The 15,999-nt window shown below is 65.9% G+C and carries 15 protein-coding genes; 4 read left to right on the top strand and 11 right to left on the bottom strand.

The window, feature by feature from the left end; all coding sequences use genetic code 11:
• Position 1: 1 nt before the first annotated feature.
• Positions 2-730: an SDR family oxidoreductase gene (locus tag E2K76_RS08825; RefSeq protein ID WP_136683932.1), complete on the top strand. Its 729-nt coding sequence runs from the start codon at positions 2-4 to the stop codon at positions 728-730.
• A 69-nt stretch (positions 731-799) separates the two neighbouring features.
• Here E2K76_RS08825 and E2K76_RS08820 read toward each other — a convergent pair whose 3' ends face one another.
• The 11 genes from E2K76_RS08820 to E2K76_RS08765 all read right to left on the bottom strand — a co-directional run bounded on the left by E2K76_RS08820 (position 800) and on the right by E2K76_RS08765 (position 12,080).
• Positions 800-1,615, bottom strand: coding sequence for a sulfite exporter TauE/SafE family protein (locus E2K76_RS08820; RefSeq protein WP_136683931.1), 816 nt, complete (start codon positions 1,613-1,615; stop codon positions 800-802).
• 48 nt (positions 1,616-1,663) lie between these two features.
• Positions 1,664-2,353, bottom strand: a complete 690-nt coding sequence (locus tag E2K76_RS08815; protein WP_220432190.1) for a fumarylacetoacetate hydrolase family protein — start codon at positions 2,351-2,353, stop codon at positions 1,664-1,666.
• A 235-nt stretch (positions 2,354-2,588) separates the two neighbouring features.
• Positions 2,589-4,109 carry a lyase family protein gene (locus E2K76_RS08805; RefSeq protein ID WP_136683929.1) on the bottom strand — a complete coding sequence of 507 codons (1,521 nt, stop codon included), beginning with the start codon at positions 4,107-4,109 and terminating at the stop codon, positions 2,589-2,591.
• 115 nt (positions 4,110-4,224) lie between these two features.
• Positions 4,225-5,052: an amidohydrolase family protein gene (locus tag E2K76_RS08800; RefSeq protein ID WP_136683928.1), complete on the bottom strand. Its 828-nt coding sequence runs from the start codon at positions 5,050-5,052 to the stop codon at positions 4,225-4,227.
• Positions 5,045-5,461: an RbsD/FucU family protein gene (locus E2K76_RS08795; protein WP_136683927.1), complete on the bottom strand. Its 417-nt coding sequence runs from the start codon at positions 5,459-5,461 to the stop codon at positions 5,045-5,047. Before E2K76_RS08795 ends, E2K76_RS08800 begins: the two co-directional genes overlap by 8 nt.
• Before the next feature lie 2 nt (positions 5,462-5,463).
• Complete coding sequence (locus E2K76_RS08790; protein WP_136683926.1) at positions 5,464-6,468, bottom strand: aldo/keto reductase; 1,005 nt, start codon at positions 6,466-6,468, stop codon at positions 5,464-5,466.
• Between the two features lie 8 nt (positions 6,469-6,476).
• Positions 6,477-7,451: an ABC transporter permease gene (locus E2K76_RS08785; RefSeq protein WP_136683925.1), complete on the bottom strand. Its 975-nt coding sequence runs from the start codon at positions 7,449-7,451 to the stop codon at positions 6,477-6,479.
• Entirely contained in the window at positions 7,448-8,407 is a 960-nt protein-coding gene (locus E2K76_RS08780) for an ABC transporter permease (RefSeq protein ID WP_136683924.1), read from the bottom strand. The genes E2K76_RS08785 and E2K76_RS08780 overlap by 4 nt, the downstream gene beginning before the upstream one ends.
• Positions 8,404-9,909 carry a sugar ABC transporter ATP-binding protein gene (locus E2K76_RS08775; RefSeq protein WP_136683923.1) on the bottom strand — a complete coding sequence of 502 codons (1,506 nt, stop codon included), beginning with the start codon at positions 9,907-9,909 and terminating at the stop codon, positions 8,404-8,406. The genes E2K76_RS08780 and E2K76_RS08775 overlap by 4 nt, the downstream gene beginning before the upstream one ends.
• 10 nt (positions 9,910-9,919) lie before the next feature.
• Positions 9,920-10,951, bottom strand: a complete 1,032-nt coding sequence (locus E2K76_RS08770; RefSeq protein WP_136683922.1) for a sugar ABC transporter substrate-binding protein — start codon at positions 10,949-10,951, stop codon at positions 9,920-9,922.
• A gap of 19 nt (positions 10,952-10,970) precedes the next feature.
• Positions 10,971-12,080, bottom strand: coding sequence for an iron-containing alcohol dehydrogenase (locus E2K76_RS08765; protein ID WP_136683921.1), 1,110 nt, complete (start codon positions 12,078-12,080; stop codon positions 10,971-10,973).
• 178 nt (positions 12,081-12,258) lie between these two features.
• On the opposite strand from E2K76_RS08765, the gene E2K76_RS08760 reads away from it, so the two are divergent.
• Genes E2K76_RS08760 through E2K76_RS08750 form a run of 3 tightly spaced genes read left to right on the top strand, consistent with a single transcriptional unit; the run spans position 12,259 to position 15,993 of the window.
• Positions 12,259-12,900, top strand: a complete 642-nt coding sequence (locus tag E2K76_RS08760) for a GntR family transcriptional regulator (protein WP_136683920.1) — start codon at positions 12,259-12,261, stop codon at positions 12,898-12,900.
• Positions 12,900-14,423 (top strand): UxaA family hydrolase, encoded by a 1,524-nt coding sequence (locus E2K76_RS08755; RefSeq protein ID WP_169053244.1) that lies wholly within the window; start codon positions 12,900-12,902, stop codon positions 14,421-14,423. Before E2K76_RS08760 ends, E2K76_RS08755 begins: the two co-directional genes overlap by 1 nt.
• Positions 14,424-14,460: 37 nt before the next feature.
• Positions 14,461-15,993: a GMC family oxidoreductase gene (locus E2K76_RS08750; protein ID WP_136683919.1), complete on the top strand. Its 1,533-nt coding sequence runs from the start codon at positions 14,461-14,463 to the stop codon at positions 15,991-15,993.
• Positions 15,994-15,999: the final 6 nt, after the last annotated feature.

Genomic DNA, 15,999 nt, shown 5'->3' with positions numbered 1-15,999 from the left:
TATGAACTGGAACCTGCAAGGCAAGACCGCCGCCGTCACCGGCGCCTGCTCCGGCATCGGGCTGGAGACGGCCCGCCACTTGCTGGCGGCGGGGGCGACCGTGGCCCTCGTCGACCGGGCCGCGGAAAAGCTGAAGGCGATCTGCCATGACCTTGGTCCGGCGGCGATCCCCGTCCCCGTCGATCTGACCGATCCCGAAAGCGTGCGGGGGATGCTGCCCGCGATCCTGTCGCGAACGGAACGGCTCGACATCTTTCATGCCAACGCCGGCGCCTATGTCGGCGGCGAGGTCGCGACCGGCGATCCCGACGCATGGGACCGAATGCTGAACCTGAACGTCAACGCAACCTTCCGGGCAATCCACGCCGTCCTGCCGCACATGATCGCGCACAAAAGCGGCGACATCATCGTCACAAGTTCGGTCGCAGGCATGATCCCGGTGCTGTGGGAGCCCGTCTATACCGCCTCCAAGCACGCGGTTCAGGCGTTCGTGCACACGGTCCGGCGGCAGGTGGCGAAAGACGGGGTGCGCGTCGCGGCGATCCAGCCCGGCCCGGTGGTCACCGCCCTGCTGGACGACTGGCCGAAAGCCAAGATGGACGAAGCGCTGGCTGCCGGAAGCCTGATGCAGCCCGGGGAGGTTGCAGAGGCGATCCTGTTCATGCTGACCCGCCCTAAGGGCGTCATGATCCGCGATCTGGTCATCCTTCCGCAAAGCCTCGACATATAGCGCGGCGGGGGACCGGTCAGCGCCATGCAAAGCGGGGCAGAGGAACGCCGCCAAGAAAGCGCAGTTGGTTCAGGCGGTAAGCATCTTGATCGCGGTCAGCATCAGGAAAATCCCGAACGCCTTGCGCAGCAGCGACGGCTTCATCGTATGCGCCGCGCGCGCGCCGATCGGGGCGAACCACATGCTGGTCGCGGCGATGGCGACAAGGCCCGCCAGATTGACATATCCCAGCGAAAACGGCGGCAGCCCCTCCCGGCCCCAGCCGTTCAGGATGTAGCCAAGCGTGCCGGGCAACGCGATGATCAACCCCACGACCGAAGCCGTGCCCACCGCGCGGCGCACGGGATAGCTGAAGACGCTCAGCACCGGCACGGTCAGGGTCCCTCCCCCGATGCCCATGAGTGTGGAGATGGTGCCAATCGCGGTTGCCAGCCCGCCCTGCGCGGGACGTCCCGGCAGCGCCGCAAACGGATGCCAACCTTCACGCGTCCCCAGCATATAAACAGCGACCACGGCGGCCACGATGCCGAAGACCATCGTCAGAACGCCGCCGGGAACCGCGCCGGCGACGAACACACCGATCAAGACGCCCAAACCGACGAACGGCCCCCACCAGCGAAGCAGGTCCATATCGACCGCCCCGCGCGCGCGGTGTGCGCGGATGGACTGGAACGAGGTGGGGATGATGGTCGCAAGCGAGGTGCCGACGGCGATATGCGCCCGCAGTGCCGGATCGACGTCGAAGGCCGCCAGCACATGGAACAGCACGGGCACCACGATGATCCCGCCGCCGACGCCCAGAAGGCCCGCAAGAAACCCCGAGACGCAGCCGACGAGCCCGAGAACGATGGTAAACGTGGTCAGCAAGGTTAGAGAGATGGGCATTCGCGCCTCCGGGGGGATGGAGCGGCCCCGCAAGGGGCCGCTTTGGGATCAGACGACCTTCACCGCGATCTCGGCCACGCCCGCAACGCGGCCGGTGATCAGATCGCCGCGCTCGACCGCGCTGACACCCGCAGGGGTGCCCGCGAAGATCACGTCGCCGGGGCGCAGTTCGAACAGGCGCGAAAGATAGGCGATCATCTCCGGCACCTTCCAGATCATCTGGTTCAGATCGCCCGTCTGCCGCGTCTGGCCATTCACCTCGACCTCTATCGCGCCTGTCGTCGGATGGCCCAGTTCGGAGGCGGGGATCAGCGCCGAGCATGGGGCCGACGCCTCGAAGGATTTTGCGGTTTCCCACGGGCGGCCCATCTTCTTCGACACCGCCTGCAGGTCGCGCCGCGTCATGTCCAGACCGACGCCATAGCCGAACACATGGTCAAGCGCGTGTTCGACCGGGATGTTGGTGCCACCCTTGTCCAGCGCGACAACCAGTTCGATCTCGTGATGCACGTCGCTGGATTCCGTCGGATAGGGGAAATCGCCGCCGGGCGGGACGATGGCATCGGAGTTCTTCTGGAAGAAGAACGGCGGCTCCTTGTCCGGGTCATGCCCCATCTCGATCGCATGTTCGGCAAAGTTGCGCCCGACGCAATAGATGCGGCGCACGGGAAACAGCTTGTCGCTGCCCGCGACCGGGATGGTCGGCGTCGGTTCCGGGGTGAAGACATAGTCGGCCAGCTTGGTCATATCATTCCATCATCTTGCTCCTGCGCAATACTCTATGCGCTTTTCGGCGCGCTCCACGACCCCCCAAAGCAGGATTGCGGCGGCAAAGAGGACGATTTCCAAAGCGCGAACGGTTCGGCATCGCCGCTGATGGCCCGCAAATCATCGAAGCCCAACGGCCATCGGCGCCCTTGGAGAGCGGAAGAGCCCTGCTCGAAGGCTCCCCCGCTCGCGACGGCTGGGATAATTACTCCAGAAACCGCGCGAAGTCCCGGTCGAGCCGCGCCAGGGAGTCTTCGATATGCGTGCGTCTTTCGGCGATCCATGCGTCCTGCGCCGTCAGTCGGTCGCGCGCCGCTCCGATCATCCGCTCCATCTCTGCCGGCTGGGGACCACCTGCCGTGGCACGGGCGCGGATGATGGCGGCGGGATCGAGCGTGGCGCGGAATGCGTCCTCGGTGATGGGCAGATTCTGCGGGTATTCCGTCCCTTCGACCGCCTCGGCATAGATCCGCTGCGCTTCGGCATAGGGGAAGTCCAACGGACCCAGCCCTTCCTGCCGCGCATGGGTCACGATCTCGGACGAGAAATGGTGCCCGACCCGGAACGGCATCGCGTGTTCGCGCATCAGAAGGTCCGCCAGTTCCTGCGACGCGGTCCAGTCGCCGTTCAACTCCTCCATCGCGCGGTCGGGGTTGATGTTCAGCGCGCCGAGGATGTCGTTAAGCCCCGCCAGCACTTCGGTGGCGGCCTCCATCATCTCGCCGTTGCGGCCGGGGCTTTTGGCATCGCTCATCCCCGGCGGCAGGTTGTGGGCTTGCAGGGCCGGGCCCATCGCCAGCGTCAGCGCCTCGGATGCGTCGCTGCGGGTGGAATTCAGGATGCCCGGATTGCGCTTTTGCGGCATCGCGCTGGAGACATAGGTGTTGTCGCCCCCCTCCTCCAGCAGAATCCATGGACGGGTCTGACCGTATTGGCCCATGACATCCTCGATGAAGCTGCCCGAATGCAGGGCGATCGAGGTGACGATGGACGAAAGCTCCACCGCCTGATCGACGGGGGCGATCTGGGCCGCGTCATAGGCGTTGTCGACCACGGCGGCAAAGCCGAGGTAATCGGCCATCCGCTCGCGGTTCAGCGGCCAGCTCGTCCCGTTCAGAACCGTCGTTCCCATGGCGGATCGGTCCAGCCGCACATAGGCCTCGCGCAGGCGTTCGGCATCGCGGTCCAGCCCGGCGGCATGGCCAAGAAGATAGTGACCATAGCTGTTGGGCTGGGCGGCGACGCCGTTGGTGTAATTCGGAACGATGGTGCCCGCATGCCGCGCGGCAAGTTCGACCATCGTGCGCGTGGTCATGTTCAACTGATCGGCCAGATCGAGCAGCCGTTCGCGCAAAAGCGCGGCACGCGCGGTCGAAAGCATGTCCTGACTGGACCGCCCGGCATGAAGCAAGGTGACGTTCTGCCCGCCCGCCTCGATCAGCAGCGGCTCGAAGGTGATGACGCTTTGCGGACGTTTCGCGCCCGGTTCGTCCCCGTCTTCCAGCACCTTGACCAAGGCCGCGGCGATACCGGGGGCCAGCGCGGGATCGAGCAGGCCTTCCTCGCTGTTGATGACGGCGCTGGCCTTGTTGATCTCGCCGATCCAGAAGAAGCTGTCGCGCGGCTCGGCCGGCTGGGCGAGCGCCGCGCCGGGAAGGCAAGCCATCGCAAGGCCAAGGATGGCGCCGCGGCCGCTCTTGGGCCGATGGTCAGCAGGGTGTATCATGGTGTCCTCCGCATGAATGGGCGCGCTGCGGTGGCCTCCGTGTATCCCTGACCAGCGCAGCCGCCTTGGGCACTGTCCGGGCTTTGTGTCCGCAAGACAAGCGGACTGCCGGCGATCAGCCGCCGATGCGATAGAACCGCAGCCCGTTGGTCTCCATGATCCCGCGCATCTGTTCGGCATCGTAACGCCGCCCCAGCAGGTCGCGGGCAAGGTCCACCACCTGCGCATGGCTGGCGGCAAGGGTGCAGACGGGCCAGTCCGACCCGAAGACCAGCCGCTCCGGCCCGAAGGCATCGGCCACCAGATCGACGAAGGGGCGGATGCGGTCGGGCGTCCAACCCGCCCCCGCCTCGGTCACCAGACCAGAGATCTTGCAATGCAGCCCCGGCACCGCCGCCAGCGCCCGGATGCCCGCCGCCCATGCGGGATCGACCGGCCCCGTCATGTCGGGCTTGGAGATGTGGTCGAGGATCGCGTGCAGCCCCCGTGCCCCGCGCACGGCATCGACCATCGCGGGCAGATGGCGCGGAAAGGTCAGGATGTCGAAGGGAATGCCCCGCCGGGCGACCTCGGCCAGACCCGCGCGGAAACGCGGATCGTCGATCATCGCCGGATCATGTTCCTGAAGCATGGGCCGCAGCCCGATCCATTTCGGGCGCGCGGCGTAATGGTCCAGCCGCGCGGCGAAATCGCCCGACAGCATGTCCAGCCAGCCGACGACCCCGGCGACGAAATCCGTGCGCGCGGCGATGTCCAGAAGGAAGTCGGTCTCGGCCTCCGTCTCGGCGGCCTGCACCAGCACGGTCCGGGTGATGCCCGCCTCTGCCATCAGGGGGGCCAGATCCTCGGGGCCGAAATCGCGATAAAGCGGCTTCAGATCCGGGCTCATCCAGCCATAGTCGCCCCGGTCGATGCGCCAGAAATGCTGATGGGCGTCAAGCACGCAGCACGCCTTTCTTCAGAATGATGTTGGCGTAAAGCCGACGCTCGCCCGTCGCGATGACAGCATAGGCGGCCTTGGCGCGGTCATAGAATTCGAAACGGTCGATCAGTTCCAGCCCGACGCTGCGCCCTTCGGACGCGTCCATCGCGGACTGGAAATCGGTATAGATCGCGGGCCGCTCCGGCGCATCCATCGCGGCCGAGGGCGCATCCACGAAATCGTCCAGCGGGATCACCGACAACACCGCGTCCAGCACATCGGTCGCGCTGACCGGCAGGCGCACCAGCCGTTGCGCCACCGCATCGGCGGGGAAGTTGGCGTCGGTGATGACCACCTCGTCGCCATGGCCCATATCCGACAGGATCGCCAGCAAATCGCCCGTCAGCAGCGGGTTCACGTTCTTCAGCATTCTTACTCTCCGATAGCTTGGTCGAGGTCTGCCCAGATCGCGTCGGGCAGGTCGGTGTCGAACCATTCGACGTTCTGGCGCAGTTGCGCGGCGGTCTTGGCGCCGATGACGACGCAGGTGACGGCGGGGTGGCGCATGGGAAAACGGATCGCCGCGGCGGCCAGCGGCACGTCATACCCGTCGCAGACCTCGCGCAGGCGTTCGACCTTGGCCACCACGGCGGGGTCGGCATCGGCATAGTTGAACTTCCGCCGCCCGCCCTTCGGCGCCGCAAGGATGCCCGAGTTGTAGACCCCCGCGATCACCAAAGGCACACCTGCCCGCGACAGGAAATCCTGCGCATCCCGGTCCAGCAGCGAATAGCGCCCCGCCAGCATGCAGCAATCCAGATCCGTTTCCTCCAGCGCGTCGCGGATGGCTTCCCACTCGTTCACGCCCAGACCGAACCCTTTGATATCGCCCGCCGCCTTCAGCTCCTGCAGCGCGCGGAAACCGCCGCCCTTGGTCAAGGAACCCCAGTGGTGGTCGTGCAGATCGGCATGGGTCACGCGCCCGATGTCATGGACATACAGCAGGTCGATATCGCGGATGCCCAGCCGCTGCTGGCTGTCGTCGAAGCTGCGCATCACGCCGTCATAGCTGTAATCGAACACCTCGCGGAACGGCAGGCCGTTGTGCCAGCCGGGGTCGAGCGGGTTCTTCGGCGGCTCGGGCGGCAGCTTGCGGCCCGCGCGTTCGGTGGTCATCAGACGCCCGACCTTGGTGGACAGGGCATAGCCGTCGCGCTCGCGCAGGGTCTGGCCGACCAGATGTTCCGACCGGGTCAGCCCATACATCGGCGCGGTGTCGAAATACCGGATGCCCAGATCCCAAGCCGTCTCCAGCATCTCCAGCGCCTGTGGCGCGGGCACATCGGCATACAGCCCGCCCAAGGGGGCCGAACCGATGCCAAGGGCCGTCACCTCCAGCCCCGTGGTGCCGACAGGGCGGCGGGTGGTCGCTTTCATCATGTCCCTCATGTTTTACGGCGGCTGCGGGCGAAGACGACAAGGCCGACGCCCACCAGCAAAAGGCTGCCCCGGACGATCTGGCGCTGGCTGTCCGTCCAGCCCAGAAGCGCCGCCCCGTTCAGAAGCCCGATCAGAAAGATCGTCGCAGCCAGCGTGCCAAGCACGTTCGGCTTGCCCAGTTTCAGCGCCATGCCGCCCAGAAGCACCGCTGTCAGCCCGTCAAGGAAATAGGACGTGCCCAGATAGGGCTGCCCCGACGAAAGGTTCGCGGCCAGCAGCACGCCCGCCAGCGACGACACCACGCCCGAAAGCACGAACAGCATGAACAGCATCCGGTTCACCGGCACGCCCGCCTCGACCACCGCGGCGCGGTTCTGCTCCATCGCATAGATGTAATGGCCGAAGGTCAGCCGTTCCTGGACGAACCAGCTGACGGCATAAAGCCCCGCCACGATCACCGCGATCAGCGGCAGCACCCCGACCCGCAGGCCCAGCACCTGCCCGACGAAGCCGGTGTTGTTCAGCGCGATCGACGTGCCCAGCCCGATGGCCGCCGCGATCGACGCCGCCAGCGCCCCCGTCGCAATGGTGATCACCAGCGCCGGAAGCCGCAGCCCCGCCACGAGGCTGGCATTCACCAGCCCGAACGCGACCCCTGCCCCAAGACCGCCCAGCGAGGCAAGAGCCCAGCCCTGCCCGTCCTGCACCAGCGCCGCCGTGACCATATTCGCCAGCGCGGCGACGGACATGAAGCTGACGTCGATCTCGCCCGCCGCGATGAGCCATGTCAGCCCAAGGAACATCAGCCCGGCAATCGAGGCCGACATCAGCATCCCGTGGATGTTGCCCGGTGTCACGAAGGTCGGGCGCAGGATGGCGAAGGCCACGAAGACCACGGCGACAAGGATGAAGAAGGCGTAACGCATCAGGAAGTCCGCTCCACGGCGGCGCTGCGGGATGTCTGCGGTCAGGGCGCTCATGCTGCTGCCTTTCGGAAGTTCAGAAGACCGGACAGGCGCGGATCGAAGATGGCGATGGCCGCGATCAGAACCGTGCTGACGATGGCGTCGGAGTAGTAGTAGGGGATCGCCAGCAGCGTGAAGCCGTTCAGCATGGTCGACATCATCAGCGTTCCCGCCAGCGTCGCCCCCACCGAAGGCCGCCCGAACAGCGCCGCCCCCAGATAGACCGCGGCGAATGCGGGCATCAGAAGCTGCCCCCCCGCCGTGACGTTCGCCGCCCCCGACGATGCGACCAGAAGCGTGATCGCGAGGCACGCCATCGTGCCGCAGAGCGCAAAGGCCAGCACGATCAGCCGCCGCGTCGCGATCCCGGCAAAGCGGGCCGAGACGCGGTTCTGCCCCGTCGCGTACATCCCCGCCCCCACGCGCGAGGCGTGCAGCACCACAGCCGCCACCCCCGCCGCCGCCATCAGGATCGCGAACGGCATGTCCAGCCCAATGATCCGCTTGTCGTTCAGATCCAGAATGCCCGACATGAAGAAGTTCTGCGAAATCGACGTCCCGTTCGAATAGAAATACGAAAAGCCCACCGCCAGCCCGCCCGTCGCGATGGTCGTCACGATGTCCGGCAGGCCGAACCGCGCAACCGCGATTCCGTTCACCAGCCCGAAGACCAGCCCCACCGCCAGCGCACCCGCGATGGCTGCCGGAAACGGCGCGCCGGACGCGATCAGCCAGCCCAGCGTCATCGCCCCCATGGACGCAACGCCCGGAAAGCTGAGGTCGAAATGGCGCACCACGATCACGAAGGTCAGGCCCAGCGCCGCAAGACCCTGCACCGACATGTGCCGCATCAGCGCGCGGATGTTGCCGCCCGACAGAAACGCCGGGTTCTGCGACCAGAAGATCGCCGCGATCACCGCGACCAAGGCGGCAAAGGCCAGAAGCCGTATGAAAAGCCGGTTCGAGATCATGCCGCGACCCCTCCCATGATGCCTGCGTGAAGAAGCTGGTCGCGGTCTGCCGCGCCCTCGATGGGGCGGCCCTTGTAAAGCGCCAGCGTGCGGTCGGCGACGCCGTGAACCTCGTCGCAGTCGGAGGACATGACGATCACCGCCGCGTCCTTGGAAATCTCGCGCATGAGCGCATAGATGCGGGACCGTGCGCCGATATCGACGCCCACCGTCGGTTCCACGAAGATGTAGCATTTCGCCTGACGATAAAGCCCGCGCGCGATGACGACCTTCTGCTGGTTGCCGCCTGAAAAGCCGCGCAGGTCGCGGTCAAGGCGCATGGGTTGCAGATCCACCATCTGCGCCAGTTCGCGCGCCGCGCGGCGGTTCGCGCCAAAGCGCATCAGCCCGCCCAACGAGGCGCGGGACATGTTCGCCGCGACCGTATTGAAGATGACGTTCTCGTCCAGTGTCAGCCCTTCGGCACGCCGGTCGCCGGGCACAAGGAAGATGCCCGCGCGCAACGCCTCGGCCGGCGATCGGAACCGCACATCGCGGCCCTCCAGCCGCAGCGCGCCGGACGACGGGATCGCCCCGAACAGCGCCTTCGACAATTCGTCCACGCCCGATCCGACAAGGCCGAAGATGCCCAGGATCTCGCCCTTGCGCGCGGTCAGGCTGACATTCGCGAACCCGTCTGCCGACAGACCTTCGGCCTCCAGCACCACCGCGCCGTCGCTGCGGCCCGTGCGGGGCGGAAATGTCAGCCCCCCGCCCGCGCCCAGCATCAGAACGGGGATCGAGATCGCCTTTCCCCGCGCCTCGGCCACGGTATGGCAGGCGACCTTCTGCCCGCCGCGGAAGACGGTGAAGCGGTCGGCGATCTCATAGACTTCCTCCAGCCGGTGGGTGATGTAGATGATCGCGATGCCCGCCTTGCGCAGCATCCGCATCATCGAAAACAGCGATGCCTTCTCGCGTTCGGTCAAGGTCGAGGTCGGCTCGTCCAGGATCAGGATGCGCGTATTCTCCAGCCGCAGCGCGTGCAGGATCGCCACGATCTCGCGGTCCACGGCGGGCATGTCGGCCACGCGGCGCGAAAGGTCGATCTGGATGGGGAACCGCTGAAGCAGTGCCTCGGCCCGCCGCGCGATATCCGCGCGGTCGATGCGCCCGAACAGGCCGGGGCGCGCGCCCTCGTGCCCCAGAAAGATGTTTTCCGCCCCCGTCAGATCGCCCACCAGTTCGGGGTGCTGCTGCACGGTGGCGATCCCCGCCTCGATCGCGGCGCGGGGGGTGCCCAGCTCGTGCTGGACACCGCCGACGGCGATGGTGCCGCCGCTTTTGACATAGACCCCCGACAGGATCTTGATCAGCGTGGATTTCCCCGCGCCGTTGACGCCCAGAAGCGCATGGATCTCGCCTGCGTCCAGATCGAAATCCACATGCCCAAGTGCCTTGACGTCCCCGAAGCGCTTTTCGATACCGCGCATGTCAAGGACCGTTCGGGTGCCCGATGTCATGGTTGCCTCCTTACAGAACGCGGTTCCAGCCCAGCTTCGCAGCCTCGCCCGGCACGTCATAGGTGTCGGGAATGGTGTCCAGCGGATCGAGCGAGTCCTTCGTCACGGCATAGGTCGGCGTGATGATGAAACGCGGGGCAAGGCGACCGGCCGCGACCTCGTGCGCATAGAAGGCGTTCATATACGCCATCTCGTAGAAGCTTTGCGCCATGGTGATCTTGAAGGGCGAATCCGCCTTGATGTATTCGAAGGATTGCGCCCCGCCGTCGATGCCGGTGATGATCGTGTCGCGCCCTGCCGCGCGGATCGCCAGCGTGCCTTCGGACGCCGCCCCGTCCCACGCGCACCAGATCGCATCCAGTTCCGGATTCGCTGTCAGGATCTGGTCCACCACCTGACGCGGCGTGGTCGATCCGCCAAGCGCGAAGGCGATCTCGGACACGATCTCGATGTCCGGGAAGCGGGTGAAGACCGATTTCGCACCCAGCGTCCGCTGGTCCCAGCTTTCGTTGGACGGCAGCGAGACCAGCGCGACCTTGCCTTTCCCCTCCAGCGTGTTGGCGATGTATTCCGCAGGATAGGCGCCCAGACCGAAATTGTTCGACATCGCGGTCGAGGTGACGGTGGTGTTCGGCACATAGCTGTCGCCGATGAAGATCGGGATGCCCGAGGCCACCGCCTGCTGCACGGCGGGCGAAATGGCGGCCGCATCCGCTGGCGTGATGAAGATCGCCGCCGGTTTCGATTCCACGAAGGCGAGGATCTGGTCGGCCTGCTTCTTCACGTCATAGTTGGCGTCGGCAATCGTCAGCGTGCCGCCCAGACGTTCCACCGCGTCCTTGTAGCCGTTGACGATATGGCGGCCCGATTCCCAGACCGTCCAGCCCAGGGACGCGCAGAAGGTCAGTTCCGCATTCTGCGCCCATGAAAAGCCCGGCCGGATCAGCGTGGCCGCGACCGTTGCCGCCGCCCCCGCCGACAGAAGACCGCGCCGCGTCAGGCGGATGCCGTCATGGCTGTGCACCAGTTTCTCGTTGTCCATTTTTCCCTCCCAGTTTGTTTCAGGCAGCTTCGCGAAGAATGCCCAGGTATTCGGCTTGCGTGGCGATGCGCGGGTTGGTCGCGTGGCAATGATCCTTCAGCGCGGCGTGCGAGACGGCCTCCATCATCGCGTCCGTCACGCCCATCGCGCGCAGGCCGGTCGGCATCCCGATGCGCGTGTTCAGCGCGGCGATCACCTCATCCGGCGCGCCCCCCATCCGCGCGGCCAGAACATCCCATTTCGCGCCGATGACGGGGCGGTTGAACCGCAGCACCGCCGGCATCAGCACCGCGTTCAGCGTGCCGTGATGCAGGTTCAACTCGCGGATCGCGCCAAGCGGATGGGTCAGCGCATGAACGGCGCCCAGACCCTTCTGGAACGCCATCGCGCCTTCCAGCGCGCAGGTCATCATGTCACGGCGCGCGTCCCGACCCTGCCCGTTCGCCATGGCGGGTTCGATCGCGCGCAGACCGCAGTCCAGACCGTGCAGCGCAATCGCCTCGGCCGGCGGGTTGAAGGCCGGGGCCATATAGGTTTCCAGACAGTGCGAGATCGCATCCATCCCCGTCGCCGCCGTGAGCCTTTTCGGCAGGCCATAGGTCAACTCGGGATCGCACAGCGCGATGCTGGGCAGCATGAACCCCGAGATGATCCCCAGCTTGCGCCCGTCTGCTGTGATGATGACCGCCGCGCGCCCCACTTCGGACCCGGTCCCGGATGTGGTGGGAACCGCGATCATCGGGCAGATATTGCCGTGGATGCGCCCGACCCCGCCCGCAACGGCGGTATATTGCTCCAGCGGCCCGTCATGACCGGTCAGCAGCCGGACGGCCTTGGCCAGATCCAGCGACGATCCGCCGCCAAGGCCGACGATCCCGTCGCAGCCATCGGCCTTGTATTGGGCATGGGCGGCCAGAACCGCCTGCTCGGTCGGGTTGGCGGGCGTGTCGGCAAAAACCGAGGCATCGGCCAGCATTCCGGCCACGCGGTCCACCAGCCCCGTCGCAACCAGCCCGCGATCGGTTGCGATCAGCGGGCGCGAGACACCAAGGGCGGCCAGAAATTCGGGCAGGCGGGCGATCTCGCCCTCTGCGAATTCGATGCGGGTCAGGTAATTGATCGCGCTCACGACAGCGCCCCCTGACGGGTCAATCCGGGCATTTTTTCCTCCTCCGGCGGGCGCTCCTCAGACCCAACCGATATATGAGTCAGATAGCGCAGCAATACATGAGTCTGTCAAGCATCGAAAAAGACGATTGCAAAATCCCGCTATAACTGGATATTTGCCACAAGGGAGAAGCTGACAGATGCAGAATCGCGCACCGCAAAAGGCCGAGCAAGTATATGAGTTGTTGCGCCACTCCATCATCATGCTGGAGCTGGCACCGGGCGAGGCCATCGTCGAGAAGGCCATCTGCGACCGGCTTTCCATATCGCGCACCCCCGTGCGCGAGGCGGTCCAGCGCCTTGCCGACGAAGGGCTGGTGAACGTGCTTCCGCATTCGGGCACCTATGTCAGCCCGATCTCGTTCCAGGTGGCCGAGGAAGGTTTCGTGATTCGCCGCGCGCTGGAAATCGAAAGCGTGCGCCGCGCCGCGTTGAACGGGACGGACGATCTTGCCCCACATATCGCGTTGATGCGCGATCTGGTCGCCTCGGACCGGCTGGGTCTTTATCTCGATGCCGACGACGCGTTCCATGCCGCCATCGCGCGGGCCAGCGGGATGCCCCGGATCTGGAAATTCATCACCCTTGCCAAGGTGCATCTGGACCGTATGCGCCAGATGTCCGCGCCGGTTCCCGGCCACCTTGCCATGGTCACCGAACAGCACGCGGCCATTGCCGCCGCCATCGCCGCAGGCAAGCCCGATCAGGCCGAACTTGCGATGCGCATCCACCTCGAATCCTCGTTCGAGGTGATGGCGAAACTTCATCACGAGAGTTCCTGATGCCAGACATGACCAACTACGTCTCGCCCCTGATCAGGCTGAACCCGGCGGACAATGTCGCGGTGGCCCGCATCGCCATCGAGGCGGGCACCGATGTCGAGGGCATCCGCCCGCTGACCGCGATCCCGCGGGGCCACAAGATGGCCCTGCGCCCCATCGCGGCGGGCGAGGCGGTGACGAAATACGGCCAGACCATCGGTTTCGCCACGACCGGCATCGCAGCGGGCGCGCATGTCCACACCCAGAACCTGACAGTGGGCGAGTTCACTCGCGATTATGCCATCGGCGTGGACGCGACCGAACCGGACATGATCGCCGAAGCAGACCGCGCCACGTTCATGGGCTATGCCCGCCCCGACGGGCGCATCGGCACGCGCAACTACATCGCCATCATATCTTCGGTGAACTGTTCGGCCACGGTGTCGAAGGCGGTGGCGCAGCACTTTGCCGCCCGCGACTTTCCCGGCGTCGATGGCGTGATCGCCCTGACCCATGGCGGCGGCTGCGCCTTCAACACCAAGGCCGAGGGGTATGACTACCTCGCGCGGACCATCTCGGGCTATGCCACGCATCCGAATGTCGGCGGCGTGCTGATGATCGGTCTGGGCTGCGAGACGAACCAGATCCCGATGCTGCTGGAGCGCGAGGGGCTGGCGGAATCGAACCGGCTGCGCACCATGACCATCCAGACCGTCGGCGGCACCCGCCGCACGGTCGAGGCGGGCATCCGCGCGGTCGAGGAGATGATGCCGCTGGTCGGCGCCGCGAAACGCACGGCCCTGCCCGCATCCGGACTGACGCTGGCCTTGGAATGCGGCGGATCGGACGGATATTCCGGCATCTCGGCCAATCCCGGCCTCGGCTATGCGGCCGACCTGCTGGTGCGGCATGGCGGCACGGTGATCCTTGCCGAAACGCCCGAAATCTATGGCGCCGAACATCTGCTGACGCGCCGCGTCGCATCCCCCGCCGTGGCCGAAAAGCTGCTGGAGCGGATCGAGTGGTGGCGCGACTACACCACCCGCAACAATGCGGAAATGGACAACAACCCCTCGCACGGGAACAAGGCGGGCGGGTTGACGACCATCCTTGAAAAATCGCTGGGCGCGGTGGCCAAGGGCGGCATGTCGCGGCTGAACGCGGTTTACGAATATGCCGAACGGGTGACGGAACACGGGCTCGTCTTCATGGACACCCCCGGCTACGACCCCGTGGCGGTCACGGGTCAGGTGGCGGGGGGCGCGAACCTGATCGCCTTCACCACGGGGCGCGGGTCGGTGTCGGGGTTCAAGCCCGCCCCCTCGCTGAAACTGGCCAGCAATTCCGAGATGTATCGCCACATGTCCGAAGACATGGACATGGACTGCGGCACCGTCGTGACCGGCGAGGAGACGATCGAGGCACTGGGCGAGCGGTTGTTCCGGCTGATGCTGGACACCGCATCGGGCCAGCCCACCCGCAGCGAGGAATACGGCTACGGGGACAACGAATTCGTGCCGTGGCAGGTCGGCGCGATCATGTGACATGCCAGGCCATCGGCCGAGCTGGAGGGAGGAAATTATGGATACGGTCGAGGACCACTATGACGTGGTGATCGTCGGGGCGGGCGTCGGTGGCGGCGCGATGGCCAACCGGCTGGCAAAGGGTGGCGCGCGGGTCCTGATGATCGAACGCGGCAACTATCTGCCGCGCGAGGCGGACAACTGGTCGGTCAAGGCGGTCTTTCACGAACGCAAATACACGGCGAAGGAAACGTGGCTGGACAAGGACGGCAAGCCCTTCCACCCCTCGACCTTCTATTACGTCGGCGGCAATTCGAAATTCTTCGGGGCGGCGACAGTGCGCTTCCGCCAGCAGGATTTCGAGGTGCTGGAACATGAGGACGGCATCGCCCCCGCATGGCCGTGGAGCTATGACCAGTTCGCGCCCTATTACGACGAGGCGGAACGCCTGATGGGCACGCACGGCACCGCCGGCGCCGATCCGATCGAGCCGCCGCGTTCCGGCCCCTTCCCCCACCCCACCATCGGGCATGAGCCGGAAATCGAAGCCGTCGCCGAAAAGCTGCGCGGCAAGGGGCTGCACCCGTTCCCGCTGCCCATCGCCATCGACCGGCACGAGGGCGGCAAATGCATCCGCTGCGCCACCTGCGACGGCTTCGCCTGCAAGCTGGGCGCCAAGAACGACGCCGAGGTGCGGCTGGTGCGCCCCGCCATCGCCACGAACCGCGTCGATCTGGTGCTGGACACCAAGGTGCTGCGCCTGCTGACCGACCCTTCGGGCAAGCGCGTCACGGGGATCGAGGTCGAACATGGCGGTGCGAAACGTGTGATCGCGGGCGATCTGTTCATCTCGTCCGCGGGGGCGATCAACTCGGCGGTGCTGCTGCTGCGTTCGGCCAATGACAAGCATCCGGGCGGCATCGGCAACAACTCGTCCGACCTTCTGGGCCGCAACTACATGGCGCATAACAACACGGCGATGATGGCGGTCCATCCGTTCCGCAAGAATGGCGTGACGTTCCAGAAGTCCATGGCGATCAACGACTTCTATCTGGCGAACGACCACCGCCCCTATCCCCTTGGCAACGTGCAGGGTCTGGGCAAGCTTCAGGGCGGGATGCTGACCGCGAACGTCAAGTTCATCCCCGAATGGGCGATGGATCTGTTCGCCAAGCGATCCGTCGACTGGTGGATCATGTCCGAGGATCTGCCCGACCGGAACAACCGCGTCATGGTCGATCCGAACGGCCAGATCCGCATCAACTACACCCCCAACAACGAAAAGGCGCATAACGAACTGGTGCGCCATTGGGGTCGGATCATGCGCTCCATCGGCTATCCGCTGATCATCACGCAGCGCATGGATATCACCGTGTCGATGCACCAATGCGGCACCGCCGTCTTCGGGCGAGACCCTGCGACATCGGTGCTGGACCCGTTCTGCAAGGTCTGGGACGTCGACAACCTTTACGTCGTCGACGCGTCCTTCCTGCCCTCCTCCACCGGCTTCAACCCGTCGCTGACCATCGTGGCGCAGGCGATCCGCGTGGCCGAACACATCCTTGGCAGCCGCCTTTCCGCCGCCGCCTGACCGGAG

The organism is Falsirhodobacter xinxiangensis (assembly GCF_004959935.1).
GTDB classification, from domain to species: Bacteria; Pseudomonadota; Alphaproteobacteria; order Rhodobacterales; family Rhodobacteraceae; genus Falsirhodobacter; species Falsirhodobacter xinxiangensis.
The sequence above is the reverse complement of the archived record's forward strand: the minus strand, read 5'-3'. Positions and strand labels throughout refer to the sequence as shown.

What these genes read in the sequence shown, in the direction of transcription:
- E2K76_RS08825 (WP_136683932.1), top strand. Translation starts at nt 2, where the DNA reads ATGAACTGGAACCTGCAAGGCAAGACCGCCGCCGTCACCGGCGCCTGC.
- E2K76_RS08820 (WP_136683931.1), bottom strand. Translation starts at nt 1,615, where the DNA reads ATGCCCATCTCTCTAACCTTGCTGACCACGTTTACCATCGTTCTCGGG.
- E2K76_RS08805 (WP_136683929.1), bottom strand. Translation starts at nt 4,109, where the DNA reads ATGATACACCCTGCTGACCATCGGCCCAAGAGCGGCCGCGGCGCCATC.
- E2K76_RS08795 (WP_136683927.1), bottom strand. Translation starts at nt 5,461, where the DNA reads ATGCTGAAGAACGTGAACCCGCTGCTGACGGGCGATTTGCTGGCGATC.
- E2K76_RS08790 (WP_136683926.1), bottom strand. Translation starts at nt 6,468, where the DNA reads ATGAAAGCGACCACCCGCCGCCCTGTCGGCACCACGGGGCTGGAGGTG.
- E2K76_RS08785 (WP_136683925.1), bottom strand. Translation starts at nt 7,451, where the DNA reads ATGAGCGCCCTGACCGCAGACATCCCGCAGCGCCGCCGTGGAGCGGAC.
- E2K76_RS08780 (WP_136683924.1), bottom strand. Translation starts at nt 8,407, where the DNA reads ATGATCTCGAACCGGCTTTTCATACGGCTTCTGGCCTTTGCCGCCTTG.
- E2K76_RS08775 (WP_136683923.1), bottom strand. Translation starts at nt 9,909, where the DNA reads ATGACATCGGGCACCCGAACGGTCCTTGACATGCGCGGTATCGAAAAG.
- E2K76_RS08770 (WP_136683922.1), bottom strand. Translation starts at nt 10,951, where the DNA reads ATGGACAACGAGAAACTGGTGCACAGCCATGACGGCATCCGCCTGACG.
- E2K76_RS08760 (WP_136683920.1), top strand. Translation starts at nt 12,259, where the DNA reads ATGCAGAATCGCGCACCGCAAAAGGCCGAGCAAGTATATGAGTTGTTG.
- E2K76_RS08755 (WP_169053244.1), top strand. Translation starts at nt 12,900, where the DNA reads ATGCCAGACATGACCAACTACGTCTCGCCCCTGATCAGGCTGAACCCG.
- E2K76_RS08750 (WP_136683919.1), top strand. Translation starts at nt 14,461, where the DNA reads ATGGATACGGTCGAGGACCACTATGACGTGGTGATCGTCGGGGCGGGC.